Genomic DNA, 15,736 nt, shown 5'->3' with positions numbered 1-15,736 from the left:
CAAAGTCCTCCCTGTGATTATGGATCCCGGATCTGCGCTTCGCTTGTCCGGGACGACGGCGGAGTGTTTGGCTAAGGCTGCGGCACCCGATACGCCTGCACCTGCGCCTTCAGCTCGTCCAGCGACGCGAGCGGCTTGCTCGGGTCGACGCGATATTGCCCACTCGCCAACCACCGCAGCACCTTCGCATCCACCACCGGCGAATGGTGGATGACGTCGCCGTAATTGGCTAGATCGTGCGTCACCGCCTTGATGGCGCGGAAATCGTGCAGGCGCACGTTCGGAAGCTGCGTCAGGCGCTGCGCAATGACCGCGGTGAGATCCATCACGATCTTCAACGTCTCGGGCGAGGCATCGCGCATCGCGACGAATTGCAGGATCGAGTATGGCGGCAGGTAGATGTCGAACGTCACGTCCGGATGGCGCGTGATCAGGCCGACGGCATCCTGCTCGAAATGCCTGACCATGGCGTCATAGCCATAGCCTTCGCCGAGGAAGCGGCTGCGCGAGGGCGCAGTGATGTAGGCAAACGACGCTCGCGCCTTGCTCGCGTTGTAGTCCCGCGCGACGTCGAAATTTCGCGGCAAGGCATAGATGTCGTCGACATCTGATAGCGCGAACTTGACGGGCAGATAAGGCGTCGCCCGTGTCAGCGGCTCGCCCAGCAGCGGGGTCGAGCGCAACAGCGTGAACAGGGCTTCCTTCGCCATCGCCGCGCTGAACAGATAGGACGCGATGCCTTTCGCCGTTTTGCGGTAGAGGTCGACGGACAGATAGGGATCGGACTCGATGTCGGCGGCATCGACGAAGATGAAATCATCCATCTCCCAGATCACCCGTCGGGCGCCGCGATCGATCGCCTGCTCCAGCACGAAGCTCTGCTGGCGCGAATTGGATCCGGTCATCGCCAGCTTCAGCGAATGCACGCCGAGCACGCGGTCGATCTCGCTCTGGCGGAAGTGAATCGCCAGCGAGGTGCCCATGAAGACGGTGTCGAACGACTGGCTGCGGATCAGCCCGGCATTCTGTACGCGGGTGTCATCGGAATAAAAGGCGAGGCGCGAAGGACGAAACAGCTGCAAGGGATCGATGACATAGACGAGCGCGGCTGCGCCCAGCACGCAGACAATGCTCGCGAGCAGAAGGCGCTTCAGAGGAGTGAAAGGCCCGCGCATCAGAACCGGAAATAGATGAATTCGCTGTGGCTCTGGATGCCCAGAATGCCGAACGCGAGCACCAGCGAGACCGCGTAGAGCAGCAGCGGCCGCATGCGCCCTGCCCGCAGGGTCTCGCCGACGCGGCGATTGCCGTGATCATAGCCCATGATGCCTTGCGTGTTCGGCGCCAGCCACACCAGCGCGGCATAGATGGCGATCAGCACCATCGCAGCGATCTCCTCGCGGCCGAACACGATATCAGAGGGATCCGCCATGGCGTGGAGGACCCGCAGCGCCCACGCCACGCTTTGCGCGCGGAAGAACACCCAGGCGACGACGACGGCAAGGAACGTCAGCGCGGCTCCCGCAATGCGGGCGGGACGCGCAAGCGCCGACGGCATGTTCGGCACCAGCGCATTGAAAGCGTGATTGACGCAGAGATAGGCGCCGTGCAGCGCACCCCACGCCACGAACGTCCAGGCCGCGCCGTGCCAGAGTCCGCCGAGCAGCATCGTGATCAGCAGATTGACGTAGCGCAGCAACCGGCCACGCCTGTTGCCGCCGAGCGGGATGTAGAGATAGTCGCGCAAGAACTGCGACAGCGTCATGTGCCAGCGACGCCAGAACTCGACGATGCTGGTTGCCTTATAAGGCGAGTTGAAATTCACGGGCAGGAAAATGCCGAACATCAGCGATATGCCGATCGCCATGTCGGAATAGCCGGAGAAATCGAAATAGAGCTGGAAGGTGTAAGCCAGCGCGCCAAGCCAGGCCTGATCGAAGCTCGGGAAACGCGCCTCGAAGGCGAGCGCGACCAGCGGCTGGATGCCGTCGGCAAGACAGGTTTTCTTGAACAGCCCGATCGCGAAGATGATGACACCGCACAGGATCAGATGTGCGTCGGGATGTTTCGTCTGTTCCCGCTCGAATTGCGGGATCATGTCCTTGTGGTGAAGGATCGGACCCGCGATCAGATGCGGGAAGTAGGTCACGAACAGCGCGTAGTGCGGCAGCGCGTAGGCCGCGACCTGCCCGCGATACGCATCCACCAGGAACGCAATCTGCGTGAAGGTGTAGAAGGAGATACCGACCGGCAACAGGATGTGGACCGCAAAGTGCGTGCCGGCCAGCGCGTTGATATTCTCGGTTGCAAAGCCGGCATATTTGAAGATCCCGAGCACGAGGAGATCGCCGGCAACGCCGAGCGCGAGCGCAGCCCTCCGTTGCGAGGGCCCGAGCTTTGCCACGATGAGGAGATGGCCGATGCCAAAATTGAAGGCGATCGACAGCAGCAGCAAGGCCACAAACTGCCAGTTGCCGATGGCGTAGAAGGCCAGCGAGGCCAGCGCCAGCCAGATCACCGGGGCCAGATTGCTGCGCCGCCCCAGCCAGAAGTAGCCGGCCAGCACCAGCGGCAGGAACAGCAGGATGAACGGGTAGGAATTGAACAGCATCAGGCTGGACCAGCGGCGGGACGATCGCTCCCTAGAGCACACCAGGGGCGGATCAACAACCCGGCGACGTGAAGCAGGGGCGCTGGCAATTCGTGGAATCGGGACGATATAAGGTGGTGCACGTGAACACGGCGCGCTCTTTCCTCCCCCTCTCCCCGTTCTTACGGGGAGAGGGTTGGGGTGAGGGGCCTCTCTCCACACATGAGATCGTAGAGAGACCTTTACCCCCTCACCCGGATTGCATCTTCGACGCAATCCGACCTCTCCCCGCAAGCGGGGCGAGGTTAAGAAAGGGCGCTGCGCAAGTACGAGATAACGAGGATCGAGTGACCCAGGCCAAGACATCTTCAAGATCCCCCGTCGCACCGCGCCGGCCGCATTCCTTTACCCGGCACGGCATCACCGTCACCGACGACTATGCCTGGCTGAAGGATGCGAAATGGCAGGAGGTGCTGCGCGACCCGAAGGTGCTTGATCCGGACATTCGCAAATATCTGGACGAGGAGAACGGCTACACCGAGAGCCTGCTCGGCCATACCTCAGGCTTGCAGAAGACGCTGGTGCGCGAGATGCGCGGACGCATCAAGGAGGACGATTCCAGCGTGCCGTCGCCGGACGGGCCGTTCGCCTATTTTCGCAGGTTTCGCGAAGGCGGGCAGCACGAGCTGTTCGGCCGCATGCCGCGCGATGGCGGCGTTGAGCATATCGTGCTCGACGGCGATGCGCTGGCCAAGGACCACAAATATTTCAAGTTCGGCGGCAGCCGTCACTCGAACGATCACAAGCTGCAGGCCTGGAGCGCCGACACCAAGGGTTCGGAGTATTTCACGATCCGCGTCCGTGACTGGGCGAGCGGGAGGGATCTCGACGACATCGTCGAGGAGACCGACGGTGGCGTGGTCTGGGCCGCGGACGGCAGGAGCTTCTTCTATGTGAAGCTCGACGACAATCACCGGCCCATGCAGGTGTGGCGCCACAGGCTCGGCACCGTACAGGCGGACGACACGCTGGTTTATGAGGAGCAGGATTCCGGCTGGTTCACCCATCTGCACGAGAGCACCAGCGGACGCTTCTGCGTGATCGCCGGCGGCGATCACGAGACGTCGGAGCAGCGACTGATCGATCTTTCCGCCCCCGAGGCGCCGCCGCGCCTGGTCGCGGCGCGCGAAGAGGGCGTGCAATATTCGCTCGCCGATCGCGGCGACGAGCTCTTGATCCTCACCAACGCGGATGATGCCATCGACTTCAAGATCGTGACGGCGCCGCTTGGCGCACCCGAGCGCAAGAACTGGCGCGACCTGATCCCCTATCGCCCGGGCATCTATATCATCGACCTCGATCTCTATGCCGGCCATCTGGTGCGGCTGGAGCGCGCCAATGCGCTGCCCTCGATCGTGATCCGCGACCTCGCCACCAGGGACGAGCACGCCATCGCCTTCGACGAGGCCGCCTATTCGCTGGATACGATGGGCTCCTACGAATTCGACACGACGAATTTGCGCTTTGCCTATTCGTCGATGACGACTCCGTCGGAGGTCTATGATTACGACATGGCGAAGCGGACGCGCACGCTGCGCAAGCGCCAGGAGATTCCGTCAGGCCACAACCCGGCCGACTACGTCACCACGCGCATCATGGCAAAGGCGCAGGACGGCGCCGAGGTGCCGGTCTCGATCCTCTATCGTCGCGGCTTGACGCTCGACGGCGCGGCGCCGCTGCTGCTCTACGGTTACGGCTCCTACGGCATGGCGATGCCGGCCTCGTTCAACGCCAACCGACTGTCGCTGGTCGATCGCGGCTTCGTCTACGCCATCGCGCATATTCGCGGCGGCGCCGACAAGGGCTGGGGCTGGTATCTCGACGGCAAACGCGAGAAGAAGACGAACTCATTCGACGATTTTGCCGCCAGCGCTCGTGCGCTGATCGACGCGAAATACACCAGCGCAAAGCGCATCGTCGGCCATGGCGGCTCGGCCGGCGGCATGCTGATGGGCGCGGTCGCCAACCGCGCCGGTGAGCTGTTCGCCGGCATCGTCGCCGAAGTGCCGTTCGTCGACGTCCTCAACACCATGCTCGACGACACGCTGCCGCTGACGCCGCCGGAATGGCCCGAATGGGGCAACCCGATCGAGAGCGAAAAGGATTTCCGCACCATCCTGTCCTACTCGCCCTACGACAACGTCGCGGCGAAGGACTATCCGGCGATCCTGGCGATGGGCGGATTGACTGATCCGCGCGTCACCTATTGGGAGCCCGCCAAATGGATCGCCCGCCTGCGCGCGACCATGAGTGGCGGCGGCCCGGTGCTGCTCCGCACCAACATGGGTGCCGGCCACGGCGGTGCCTCCGGCCGGTTCGACCGGCTCGATGAAGTCGCGATCGTCTATGCGTTTGCGCTGTGGGCGACGGGACTGGTGGAGGCCGGGGTGTAGCGACACCGACAGTCTTGTAGGGTGGGCAAAGCGTAGCGTGCCCACGATCTCATGCCGTTTCGAACAGAAGGTGGGCACGGCGCAAATGCGCCTTTGCCCACCCTACGGCAGCCCGGCGCAGGCGGTTGTGCTTGGGGCCGTCGCCTACCTTCCGTTCTTCTTCCGCCACGCCGCGAAATCGGTGAGCGTTTGCGGATCGGTCGCGGGATAGAGGCCGAAGATGCCGCGGCCCTTGCCGACTTCCTCTGTGACGAAATCCTCGAACGCGGTCATCTCGAAAGTCTCGTTGGCGATCTCGTCGGCAAGATGCGCCGGGATCACGATGACGCCGTCGGCGTCGCCCAAGATGACGTCGCCGGGAAACACCGGCGCGTCACCGCAGCCGATGGGAACGTTGATCTCGATCGCCTGATGCAGCGTCAGATTGGTCGGCGCACTCGGGCGGTGATGGTAAGCGGGAATGCCGAGCTTGGCGATCTCGGCGGAGTCGCGAAAGCCGCCATCGGTGACGACGCCGGCGACACCGCGCTTCATCAACCGCGTCACCAGGATCGCGCCAGCCGAGGCCGCGCGCGCGTCCTTGCGGCTGTCCATCACCAGCACGGCACCGGATGGGCAGTCCTCGACTGCCTTGCGCTGCGGATGCGAACGGTCCTTAAAGACATCGATGGTGTTGAGATCCTCGCGCGCCGGCATGTAGCGCAGCGTGAAGGCCTCGCCGACCATGGTCGGCTGGTCCGGACCGACGGGATGCACATCCTGGATCATCTGGATGCGCAGGCCGCGCTTGAACAGCGCGGTGGCGACGGTCGCCGTGGAGACGGATTTGAGCTTGGTGCGGGTGGCTTCGGAAAGTTTGGACATTTTTTTCTCTCTCTGTCGTCATTCCGGGGCGCGCGATAGCGCGAACCACGGTGCGCAATTGCGCACCTGAGAATCTCGAGGTTCCGGGTTCGATGCTTCGCATCGCCCCGGAACGACGATAGGTCAATAAATCGACGGCTCGCCGATCGGGGCGCCGAAGTCGGTCTCGAGGAAGTCGAAGTCGCAGCCGTCATTGGCCTGCTTGATGTGCTTGGTGAACATCCAGCCATAGCCGCGCTCGAAGCGGCGCTCGGGCTGCTTCCAGGCGGCGCGACGTTTGTCCAGCTCGGCTTCGGGGACGTCGAGATTGATGGTGCGCGCGGCGACGTCGAGCGTGATGCGGTCGCCGTTCTGCACCAGCGCCAGCGGACCGCCGATGTAGGATTCCGGCGAGACGTGCAGGATGCAGGCGCCGTAGCTGGTGCCGCTCATGCGCGCATCCGAGATGCGCACCATGTCGCGCACGCCCTGCTTCACCAGTTTGGTCGGGATCGGCAGCATGCCCCATTCCGGCATGCCCGGCCCGCCCTGCGGCCCCGCATTGCGCAGGATGAGGATGTGATCCTCGGTCACGTCGAGATTGGGATCGTCGACGGCCTTCTTCATCGACGGATAATCGTCGAACACCAGCGCGGGTCCGGTGTGCTTGAGAAAGCGCGGCGCGCAGGCGCTCGGCTTGATGACGCAGCCGTCGGGCGCGAGATTGCCCTTGAGCACCGCGAGCGCGCCTTCCTTGTAGATGGGATTGGCGACCGGGCGGATCACATCGGCATTGTGCACCTCGGCGCCGTCGATGTTTTCGCCCAGCGTCTTGCCCGTCACCGTGATGCAATCGAGATGCAGATGCTGCTTGATCTCGCTCATCAGCGCCGGCAGGCCGCCGGCGTAGAAGAAGTCCTCCATCAGATAGGCATCGCCGCTCGGGCGGACATTGGCGATGACAGGCACCTTGCGGCTCGCGATCTCGAAATCGTCGAGCCCGATGTCCTGGCCGGCGCGGCGGGCCTGCGCGATCAGATGGATGATGGCGTTGGTCGAGCAGCCCATCGCCATCGCCACCGCAATCGCGTTCTCGAACGCCTTGCGGGTCTGGATCGTTTTCGGCGTCAGGTCTTCCCACACCATCTCGACGATGCGGCGGCCGCATTCGCTGGCCATGCGGATGTGATTGGCGTCGGCCGCGGGAATCGAGGACGCACCCGGCAGCGTCATACCGATCGCTTCGGCGATCGCCGTCATGGTCGAGGCCGTGCCCATGGTCATGCAGGTGCCGTAGCTGCGGGCGATGCCGGCTTCGATGTCGAGCCAGTCCTTGTCGGAGATCTTTCCGGCGCGCCGCTCGTCCCAATATTTCCAGCCGTCGGAGCCGGAGCCGAGCGTCTTGCCCTTCCAGTTGCCGCGCAGCATCGGGCCGGCCGGCAGATAGATCGCGGGGATGTTCATCGAGGTCGCGCCCAGCAGCAGGGCCGGCGTGGTCTTGTCGCAGCCACCCATCAGCACGACGCCGTCGACCGGATGGCTGCGCAACAGCTCCTCGGCCTCCATCGCCAGCAGGTTGCGATAGAGCATGGTGGTCGGCTTGAGCAGAGATTCCGACAGCGACAGTGCCGGCAGTTCCACCGGCAGGCCACCGGCCATCAGGATCCCGCGCTTGACGTCATCGACGCGCGACTTGAAGTGCATGTGGCAGGGCTGCGCCTCGGACCAGGTGTTGATGATCGCGATACACGGTCGGTCCTTCCACTCCTCCGGGGCGTAACCCATCTGCATGGCGCGGGAACGGTGGCCGAACGAGCGCAGGTCGTCGGGTGCGAACCAGCGCGCACTGCGGAGCTGATCGGGTGTTTTCTTCTTGGTCATGATCCTTGTCCGTCGAGAAATCTGCCTGCTCTTCTCACAGGCCATCTATCCCTCGCAAGGCGTCCTGCGGCGCGCGAACCGGGCCCCTGCTATGCACGCAGAGGTGCATATGTTCTCGTGCGATGCAATATCGGGCCTCACCATGGCGAGGAACTGTGAAGTGCTTGCAGGACGGCCCCGATCCGCGCAACAATTTCGCATTTCAGGCTTTGATTTGGGACGCTGGGAGCTTTCCTGGCCGCCCCCGGAGGGCTTTAGAGGTGGCCAACATCCTGATCGTGGATGACGACCCCGCCGTTCAGTTGACAATCCGGCTGCTGCTGGAGCGGGCCGGTCACCGCGTGACGGTCGCGGGCGACGGTCGCAAAGGGCTTGCTTTGTTCGACGACAACCAGTTCGACCTGCTGTTCCTCGACATCTACATGCCGGGCATGGACGGGCTGGAGACGATGCGCCACGTCCGGGCTCTGCAGCCGACCATTCCGATCATCGTCATTTCCGGCCGCTCGATCACGCCGGATGCCTATGCCGAGCCGGATTTCCTGAAGATGGCGACCAAGCTTGGCGCCGTCGCGAGCTTGCAGAAGCCGTTTCGGGCCGACGCGCTGCTGGCGGCGGTCGACAATTGCCTGAAGGCGGGCGAGTCTGAGGGGTCCGATGTCAGCGCCAGCCGCCGGTGATGGGAGCACCTCCGCCGCTCAAGGCCAGAACAGGCTCGATCATCCAGGGAGTCCTGCAAGGATCTCCATGACGCTGGCAACCCGACTGGCCGCCGCGATGATCCTGCTGGTGGCGGTTACGGTGGCTGCGGTCGGCTGGCTGGGCTACCGCAGCATCACGCAGGCGGTCATTCCGCGCGTGCTGGAGCGCGTCGAAGCCCAGACGCGCCTCTTGGCCAATAATCTCGAATCCTACGTTGCCGGAGTGCGCGGCGATTTGACCGGCTACCGCTCCGCCGCGGCCATCAACGGCCTGATCCGTGCTCACGTCGGTGGCGGTATCGACGCGCTCGACGGCGTGTCCGAGCAAACCTGGCGCGATCGCATCGCGGCACGGCTCGCGGCCGAGATCGAGGCCAAGCCCAGCTACGGGCAGTTTCGGATCATCGGTCTTGACGACGATCAGCGCGAGCTGGTCCGCGTCGATCGTTCCGGCCCGAACGGAACAGCGCGGATCGTTCCCAACAGCGAGCTGGAGCACAAGATCGAGCGATCCTACTTCCAGGAAACCATCCGGCTCGCGCCTGGCGAGATCTATGTTTCGCCAATCGATCTGGCGACGCACCGCGGCGGGACCACGGAGTTGCACATTCCGACCCTCCGGGTCGGGACGCCACTGTTCACATCTGACGGCAAGCCGTTCGGCATCATCATCGCCAATGTCGACATGCGTCCGGCGCTCGACCGCATCCGCTCGACGACGAGCTCTGGGGGCGCGATCTACGTCGTGAACGCGCGCGGCGACTATCTCGTTCATCCCGACCCCGCACGGGAGTTCGGTTCATTGCGTGGCCACCCTGGCAATTGGCGCAATGATTTTCCCTTCTTTGCAGCCCTGGTCGGCACGCGGGACGTGTCCGCGCAGCTCACCACCGATTCCACCGGCCGGCCGAGCGGCGCGGCACTTGCGCCGGCGCTGCTCGCGAATGCGGATTGGATTGGAATCATCGAGACGATTCCGCCGGCCGTCTTCGGCCGCGTGCCGGCCGCGATTCAGAAAACCTCCTTGCTGGTCGGCATGCTTGCGGTGTTCGCCGCAGCTTCACTCGCGGTGCTGCTCGCACGCTCATTGACGCGCCCGATCACCCGCCTGACCACGGCGGTGGAAGCTATCGGCAACGGGCGGCCGGCGGACATTCCGGTCGACGCGAGCGGCGAGACCGGCGCGCTGGCGCGCGCCTTTGCCCAGATGGTCGAGGAAACGCGCGCGAAGGCAGCCGCTCTCGAACGCGAGGTCCAGGAGCATCGGCGCACCGAGGCCGCACGAAGCCATCATGCGACGCGCGAGCTCCTGTTCAGCGCCGCCGTGGAATCATCCGACGATGCGATCGTGATGCAATCCCTCGATGCCATCATCACCGGCTGGAATCCTGCCGCCGAACGGCTCTATGGATATCAGGCGAACGAAGCGATCGGGAAGCCCACCTCGATCATTGTCCCGCCCGACCGCCGAGAGCAGGGCAGGGACTATCTGGCGCTGATCTCGAGGGGCGAGACGGTCGAACGCTTCGAGACGGTCCGGCTGCGCAAGGACGGCACGCCGGTCGAGATCTCACTCGGCCTGTCGCCGATCAGGGCACCGTCGGGCGAGGTCATCGGCGCCTCGGGGTCCGCGCGCAGCCTGACCGACGCGCGCCGCGCGGAGCGGGCGCTGCAGCAGCAGCTGGAGGAGCGACGGCAGCTGTTCGACACCTCGCAGGATCTGATCATGATCATGAACTCGCGCGGCTATATCGTGCAGATGAGCCCGAGCAGCGAGACCATTCTCGGTTACCCGCCCGACGAGATGATCGGGCGCAGCGGCGTCGATTTCATCCATCCCGCGCATCTCGAGCAATCCCGCGAGGAGATGCGCGAGCTTCGGCGCGGCGGACATCCGAAGCTCGCCGACACGCGCTGCTTCCACAAGAGCGGCCGCGAGGTCTGGCTGTCCTGGCTCGGCAACTGGTCGGATCAGGCCAGGCGGTACTTCTTCGTCGGACGCGACATGACCGAGGCGAGGCTGGCTGCCGAATCGCTTCGCGACAACGAGCAACTGGCGCGCAATATCGTCGAGACCGCGATCGACGCTTTCACCCAGACAGACCAGATCGGTACCATCCTGATCTGGAACTCGCAGGCCGAGAAGCTCTTCGGTTGGCCGCGTGAAGAGGCAATCGGCAAGAATGCACTGGATCTCTTCATTGCCCCCAGCGAACGGGAAGGGATCTTGGCCAGACTCCAGGTCTTTCTTGATTCCGGGGAACAAACGCTACCCAGCCCCCGGCGCGAACTCCTGGTGCAGCGGCGCGACGGCAAGGAATTCACGGCCGAGCTGAGCGCCACCGCGCTCCGGCAACGCGACGGCGTCTTTCTGAATTCGTTCTACCGCGATCTCACCGACAAGATCGCCGCGGAGGAGCGGGTTCGCCACGCCGAAAAGATGGAGGCGGTCGGCCAGCTCACCGGCGGCGTGGCGCACGATTTCAACAACATCCTCACCGTCATCACCGGGACGATCGAAATCCTGGCCGACGCGGTGGCCAAGGATCCGGGGCTTGCGGCGATCACGAAGATGATCGACGAGGCTGCCGGCCGCGGCGCCGAGCTGACCCAGCACCTGCTCGCCTTTGCCCGCAAGCAGCCGCTGCAGCCGCGCGAGACCGACATCAATTCGCTGGTCATCGACACTGCGAAGCTGTTACGGCCGACGCTGGGCGAGCAGATCCAGATCGAATCCGTGTTCGAGGACGAGAGCTGCGTCGCGGTCGTCGACCCGAACCAGCTCACCACGGCGATCCTCAACCTCGCGCTCAACGCGCGCGACGCGATGCCCGGCGGGGGCAAGTTGATCGTGGAGACGGGCGCTGCCTATCTCGACGAGGTCTATGCCAGCGCCAACGACGTCCCGCCCGGTCACTACGTGCTGATCGCGGTGAGCGACACCGGCAGTGGCATTCCGTCCCACATGCTGGCGCGCGTATTCGATCCCTTCTTCACCTCGAAGGGACCGGGCAAGGGCACCGGCCTCGGCCTCTCGATGGTCTACGGCTTCATCAAGCAGTCCGCGGGCCACATCAAGATCTACAGCGAGGAAGGCCACGGCACCACGATCAAGATGTACTTGCCGCCGGGCAAGATACCGGCGGCGGTCAGCGAAGGCGTGACGCCTGCTTCGATCGAGGGCGGGCACGAGATCATCCTGGTGGTCGAGGACGACCGGCTGGTGCGCGACTATGTGCTGGCCCAATTGCATTCGCTGGGCTACGTCACCCTGCAGGCGGCCAATGCCGCGGAGGCGCTCGCGATCGTCGCCAGGGGCAAGCGGTTCGATCTGCTGTTCACCGACGTGATCATGCCCGGCAAGATGAACGGACGGCAGCTCGCCGACGAGGTGCTGAAGACCCGGCCCGATCTCAAGGTGGTCTACACGTCAGGCTATACCGAGAACGCGATCATCCATCACGGCCGGCTGGATTCAGGCGTGCTGCTGCTGGCGAAGCCTTATCGGAAATCGGACCTGGCGCGGATCATCCGCAGGGCGCTGAGTGGGTGAGAAGCGCTCTCATGTCCCGGACGCACTGCAGCGCGAGAGCGCTGCTGTACAGAGCCGGGACCCAGAATTGCGAGATTTGAAACCGGAGAAATGGGCCCCGGCTCTGCAGCGCATCACTGCGTGACGCGCTGCGTCCGGGGCAAGAGAGACAATGCCTACGACGCGCGCTGGGCTGCGGTCATCACGATGCGGATCAGGTCGGCGGCATTGCGGGCGCCGAGCTTCTTCATGATGTTGGCGCGGTGATCCTCGATGGTACGCGGGCTGATGCCGAGCGTGCGGCCGGCTTCCTTGTTGGAAGCGCCGGCAGCGAATTGCTCGAGCACTTCGCGCTCCCTGCGGGTCAGCGGCTCGCGTCCGGGGAAATGCAGTGAGCCGAATTTCGGCGAGGCGTTCTCTGCCTGCCTGCGTGCATAAGCGCCGATCGCCTCGTCCAGCCGGCCCACGATCTCGCTGCCGCGAAACGGCTTCTCGATGAAATCCAGCGCGCCGCTCTTGATCGCCCCCACCGCCATCGCGATGTCACCCTGCCCGGAGATCATGAAGATCGGAGCCGGATAGTCCTCGCCGTGCAGCTCCTTCAGAATGTCGAGGCCCGACTTTCCGGGAATGTGCACGTCGAGCAAGATCGCAGCCGGTGTCCGGTTTCGTGCAACGGACAGCAGTGCCGCACCGTCCGCAAAACAGATCACCTCATAGCCCGCCGCCTTCAACACCATCGACAAGGTGTCGCGAACAGCAGGGTCGTCATCGACCACGAAGATCTCACCACGGGAGCTTTGTTCGACCATGTGCCACGTCCATTCGCCAAGCCACGCCGGCATTCAAGGACTCGCGTCCGCGCCTGACGTTTATGGCTTTCGGCGCAGATTCGGCCCACCCGCATTTGTACGGGACATGAACTTAACGCACAAGTAGCGCTGAGGTGCCTTATTGCGGGGGACGGAGAATATCCATGCTAAATTACGCCGGCACACCCCCGCTCGTCGCAATGGCTGATACGGACAGCCGTCAGTTGATTGCGGCTGAACTTCGCTCCCTGATCGCGCGCATCGAGATCAGCATGCGTCTGATCGACGCTGCCATGACCTCGGAAGACATGGAGACTGACGACGATAGCGCTAGCTTGAGCGCCGATCCGGGTTCCAGCGAGATCGTGGTGCTCGACGATGTCACACCCCGTTTTGCCACGGCGAGCGCGGCCCTCAATGCCTGCCGGGCAGAGCTCGGTCACGCCCTGAAAAAGCTGTCGGAATTTGGCAATCCCGCGTAGGCGGCAACAGATGCGGCCGATTTGCCGCAGCCGACCGCATGGCAGCGCCGCGCCTCAGGCGCGGTGCCGTTCCACGATGGCGTCGGTCGCAACGCCGCCCCAGGTATGGATCGTGGGCAGTCCCATCGCGGTCTTACCGAGATTGGCCAGGCTGATGCGCAGGGCAGCAAGATCGAGCGGCTTCGGCAGGCTTTGAAGCTCGATCCCGACGGAGCGAGCGAAGCTGCGCGCGGCGCTGCGGCGCTTGCCGTCCATGCCACTGATCACGATCACCGAGCCGGTGAATTTCGCCGCGGCCATCTCGCGCAGCACGTCGATGCCGTCACCGTCTTCCAGCACGAGGTCGAGCGTCACGCAGTCGAAGCGCGCGGCACGCAGCTTTTCGATGGCTTCCGCAACCGACGGAGCAACGGCCACTTCATGGCCGGCCTGCTTGGCAGCGACCGTGATCAGGCTGCGCTGCGTGGCGTCGTCATCGACCACCAGGAGCTGAAGCGCGCGCCGCTCGGCACCATCGGGCAGGTTTGACGACATGGGGGAGAGAGAGCTTCTTGGCATGGCCTGACCCTGAAATTGCGACCTGCTTATTGATACATCGCACGCGCTTAGGCCACGTAAAGCTGCGCCAGCGAATTCGTTCGGATGTTTTCAGAAAATGTGAAGCAATCTGCCGGCAAGGGCCGCACGATGCGCGTGGCGATCACGCCGCCGCGTCATGGCCGCCGGCGGGGCCGCGCTTCTTGCGGTTCTTGCCGCGCAGGAACTGGATGTCCATCTCGGCGCCGTTGACGCGCACCAGCTCGCAGCGACGGTAGGCAAGGCCGGTCGACGACAGCAGCAGGAAGAACTCCTTCAGGTTCAAGCCCTGGATCGAGCCCTCGACCGTGAGGATGGCGTCGGTGTCCGAAATCGCATTGAGCGTACAGTCGCGGCGCCACGTGCCGTCGATGGCCATGATGCAGACATCATAACCACGACTGAACGTGACGCGCTCTGCGCCCTTGCCCTCTTCGGCCATGCCTATCGTCCCGCCATGGCCGCGACGCGGGGCGCTGCCACACCATCGACCGCCGGCCTTGCCGCTGCGGCACGCGGATCGTTCGGTCTGTAGAGGCCGCGGCGATCGGCGACCGGCTTGAACGTATCGGTCAGCCCGACCACGGTCTCCGCGGCGCCGAGCACCATGAAGCCGTCGGGCTCGATCTGGCGGGCAAGGCGGTTGAAGATGTTGATCTTGGTGTCCTGATCGAAATAGATCAGGACGTTGCGGCAGAAGATGACGTCGAACGTGCCGAGATGGGAAAAATCCTGCAGCAGATTGAGCTGGCGATGCTGGATCATCGCCCGCAGCTCGGGGTTAATCTGCCAGGTCTCGCCAGTCTGCTTGAAATATTTCATCAGCATCTGGATCGGCAGGCCGCGCTGCACCTCGAACTGGCTGTAGACGCCCGACTTGGCCTTCTCCAGCACCTCCTGCGAGAGGTCGGTCGCGATGATCTCGACGCGCCAGCCGGTCAGCGCCCCACCCATTTCCTTCAGGGCCATGGCGAGCGAATAGGGCTCCTGCCCTGTTGAGCCTGCGGCGCACCAGATCCGTACGCTGCGGCGAGCCGCGCGGGCCTTGAGGACCTCGGGCATGATGGTGTCGCGGAAATGATCGAACGGGACCTTGTCGCGGAAGAAGAAGGTCTCGTTCGTGGTCATGGCTTCGACCACGCTGGTGATCAGCGCGCTCGAGCCGCCTTGCAGCTTCTGCACGAGATCGGGGATACCGGACAGGCCGGCCTTGCGCGCCAGCGGCAGCAGGCGGCTTTCGAGCAGATATTGCTTGTCCGCGGACAGGTCGAGGCCGGAGCGCTCTTTCAGCAGCTTACGCAGATACTCGTAGTCAGGCGAGTTCACAGGACACCTCTTGACGCTACTAACGGGTGGATTTCAGGCCGCGGTCTCTTCTTCGCGCGCGACCAGCCCGACTTCCTGGAACTTCGCCAACACGATGTCCTTGTCGAACGGCTTCATGATGTACTCGTTGGCGCCGCCACCCATCGCCTTCGTGATGTGGTCGATGCCGTTCTCGGTGGTGCAGAACACCACCTTGGGCTCTTCGCCGCCGGGCATGCGGCGCAGCGTGCCCAGGAACTGGAAGCCGTCCATGACGGGCATATTCCAGTCCAGCAGGACGGCCTCCGGCATAGCCTTCTTGCAATGAACCAGTGCCTCGACGCCGTCTTCCGCTTCAATGACTTGGAAGCCCAGCGCTTCGACGATGCGGCGCGCGACCTTGCGCACGATGCTGGAATCGTCAACCACCAAACAGGTCTTCATCTTGGATCTCCGGCTAAAATGTCTTTCGTGAAAGTTCAGGCAGCCATTTGCACTTCAGTCTTGAGCTCGAGGACGCGATCGACGTCGAGGACGACCATGAGCTGGCCGTCGAGACGG

The 15,736-nt window shown here is 63.9% G+C and carries 13 protein-coding genes and 1 pseudogene; 4 read left to right on the top strand and 10 right to left on the bottom strand.

All coding sequences use genetic code 11. From position 1 onward, the window contains the following. Window positions 1-71: 71 nt before the first annotated feature. On the bottom strand, window positions 72-1,175 hold the full coding sequence (locus Q0687_RS01480; protein ID WP_298871261.1) for a hypothetical protein: 1,104 nt from the start codon (window positions 1,173-1,175) through the stop codon (window positions 72-74). Continuing rightward, window positions 1,175-2,611 carry an MBOAT family protein gene (locus tag Q0687_RS01475; protein ID WP_298871258.1) on the bottom strand — a complete coding sequence of 479 codons (1,437 nt, stop codon included), beginning with the start codon at window positions 2,609-2,611 and terminating at the stop codon, window positions 1,175-1,177. The genes Q0687_RS01480 and Q0687_RS01475 overlap by 1 nt, the downstream gene beginning before the upstream one ends. 326 nt (window positions 2,612-2,937) lie before the next feature. Between Q0687_RS01475 and Q0687_RS01470 the strand changes: the two genes are divergently transcribed. Further along, window positions 2,938-5,043, top strand: coding sequence for a S9 family peptidase (locus Q0687_RS01470; protein WP_298871255.1), 2,106 nt, complete (start codon window positions 2,938-2,940; stop codon window positions 5,041-5,043). Between the two features lie 144 nt (window positions 5,044-5,187). Here the strand turns inward: Q0687_RS01470 and Q0687_RS01465 are convergent, their stop codons facing one another. Beyond that, the gene (locus Q0687_RS01465) at window positions 5,188-5,907 is read right to left on the bottom strand and encodes a ribonuclease activity regulator RraA (protein ID WP_298871253.1); all 720 of its coding nucleotides are present in this window, start codon (window positions 5,905-5,907) and stop codon (window positions 5,188-5,190) included. 123 nt (window positions 5,908-6,030) lie between these two features. Next, window positions 6,031-7,767 (bottom strand): L-arabinonate dehydratase, encoded by a 1,737-nt coding sequence (gene araD, locus Q0687_RS01460; RefSeq protein WP_298871250.1) that lies wholly within the window; start codon window positions 7,765-7,767, stop codon window positions 6,031-6,033. A 260-nt stretch (window positions 7,768-8,027) separates the two neighbouring features. Between araD and Q0687_RS01455 the strand changes: the two genes are divergently transcribed. Next, on the top strand, window positions 8,028-8,447 hold the full coding sequence (locus Q0687_RS01455) for a response regulator (protein ID WP_298871247.1): 420 nt from the start codon (window positions 8,028-8,030) through the stop codon (window positions 8,445-8,447). Continuing rightward, complete coding sequence (locus tag Q0687_RS01450; protein ID WP_298871244.1) at window positions 8,425-12,021, top strand: PAS domain S-box protein; 3,597 nt, start codon at window positions 8,425-8,427, stop codon at window positions 12,019-12,021. The genes Q0687_RS01455 and Q0687_RS01450 overlap by 23 nt, the downstream gene beginning before the upstream one ends. A 155-nt stretch (window positions 12,022-12,176) precedes the next feature. Here Q0687_RS01450 and Q0687_RS01445 read toward each other — a convergent pair whose 3' ends face one another. Further along, window positions 12,177-12,812: a response regulator gene (locus Q0687_RS01445; RefSeq protein ID WP_092293530.1), complete on the bottom strand. Its 636-nt coding sequence runs from the start codon at window positions 12,810-12,812 to the stop codon at window positions 12,177-12,179. Between the two features lie 164 nt (window positions 12,813-12,976). On the opposite strand from Q0687_RS01445, the gene Q0687_RS01440 reads away from it, so the two are divergent. Then, entirely contained in the window at window positions 12,977-13,294 is a 318-nt protein-coding gene (locus tag Q0687_RS01440; RefSeq protein ID WP_298871226.1) for a hypothetical protein, read from the top strand. 54 nt (window positions 13,295-13,348) lie between these two features. Here Q0687_RS01440 and Q0687_RS01435 read toward each other — a convergent pair whose 3' ends face one another. The 5 genes and pseudogenes from Q0687_RS01435 to Q0687_RS01415 all read right to left on the bottom strand — a co-directional run. Beyond that, window positions 13,349-13,852 carry a response regulator gene (locus Q0687_RS01435; RefSeq protein WP_298871223.1) on the bottom strand — a complete coding sequence of 168 codons (504 nt, stop codon included), beginning with the start codon at window positions 13,850-13,852 and terminating at the stop codon, window positions 13,349-13,351. Window positions 13,853-13,994: 142 nt separating this feature from the next. Further along, window positions 13,995-14,312, bottom strand: a complete 318-nt coding sequence (locus Q0687_RS01430; protein WP_298871221.1) for a PilZ domain-containing protein — start codon at window positions 14,310-14,312, stop codon at window positions 13,995-13,997. Window positions 14,313-14,314: 2 nt separating this feature from the next. Then, window positions 14,315-15,196 (bottom strand): protein-glutamate O-methyltransferase CheR, encoded by an 882-nt coding sequence (locus tag Q0687_RS01425; RefSeq protein ID WP_298871218.1) that lies wholly within the window; start codon window positions 15,194-15,196, stop codon window positions 14,315-14,317. Between the two features lie 33 nt (window positions 15,197-15,229). Next, window positions 15,230-15,619 carry a response regulator gene (locus Q0687_RS01420; protein ID WP_298871215.1) on the bottom strand — a complete coding sequence of 130 codons (390 nt, stop codon included), beginning with the start codon at window positions 15,617-15,619 and terminating at the stop codon, window positions 15,230-15,232. A gap of 35 nt (window positions 15,620-15,654) precedes the next feature. Continuing rightward, window positions 15,655-15,736 (bottom strand): annotated as a pseudogene (locus Q0687_RS01415) (chemotaxis protein CheW); the annotation flags it as partial.

Source organism: uncultured Bradyrhizobium sp. (assembly GCF_936928535.1).
Taxonomy (GTDB): Bacteria; Pseudomonadota; Alphaproteobacteria; order Rhizobiales; family Xanthobacteraceae; genus Bradyrhizobium.
The sequence above is the reverse complement of the archived record's forward strand: the minus strand, read 5'-3'. Positions and strand labels throughout refer to the sequence as shown.

What these genes read in the sequence shown, in the direction of transcription:
- Q0687_RS01480 (WP_298871261.1), bottom strand. Translation starts at nt 1,175, where the DNA reads ATGCGCGGGCCTTTCACTCCTCTGAAGCGCCTTCTGCTCGCGAGCATT.
- Q0687_RS01475 (WP_298871258.1), bottom strand. Translation starts at nt 2,611, where the DNA reads ATGCTGTTCAATTCCTACCCGTTCATCCTGCTGTTCCTGCCGCTGGTG.
- Q0687_RS01465 (WP_298871253.1), bottom strand. Translation starts at nt 5,907, where the DNA reads ATGTCCAAACTTTCCGAAGCCACCCGCACCAAGCTCAAATCCGTCTCC.
- araD (WP_298871250.1), bottom strand. Translation starts at nt 7,767, where the DNA reads ATGACCAAGAAGAAAACACCCGATCAGCTCCGCAGTGCGCGCTGGTTC.
- Q0687_RS01450 (WP_298871244.1), top strand. Translation starts at nt 8,425, where the DNA reads ATGTCAGCGCCAGCCGCCGGTGATGGGAGCACCTCCGCCGCTCAAGGC.
- Q0687_RS01445 (WP_092293530.1), bottom strand. Translation starts at nt 12,812, where the DNA reads ATGGTCGAACAAAGCTCCCGTGGTGAGATCTTCGTGGTCGATGACGAC.
- Q0687_RS01440 (WP_298871226.1), top strand. Translation starts at nt 12,977, where the DNA reads ATGCTAAATTACGCCGGCACACCCCCGCTCGTCGCAATGGCTGATACG.
- Q0687_RS01435 (WP_298871223.1), bottom strand. Translation starts at nt 13,852, where the DNA reads ATGCCAAGAAGCTCTCTCTCCCCCATGTCGTCAAACCTGCCCGATGGT.
- Q0687_RS01430 (WP_298871221.1), bottom strand. Translation starts at nt 14,312, where the DNA reads ATGGCCGAAGAGGGCAAGGGCGCAGAGCGCGTCACGTTCAGTCGTGGT.
- Q0687_RS01420 (WP_298871215.1), bottom strand. Translation starts at nt 15,619, where the DNA reads ATGAAGACCTGTTTGGTGGTTGACGATTCCAGCATCGTGCGCAAGGTC.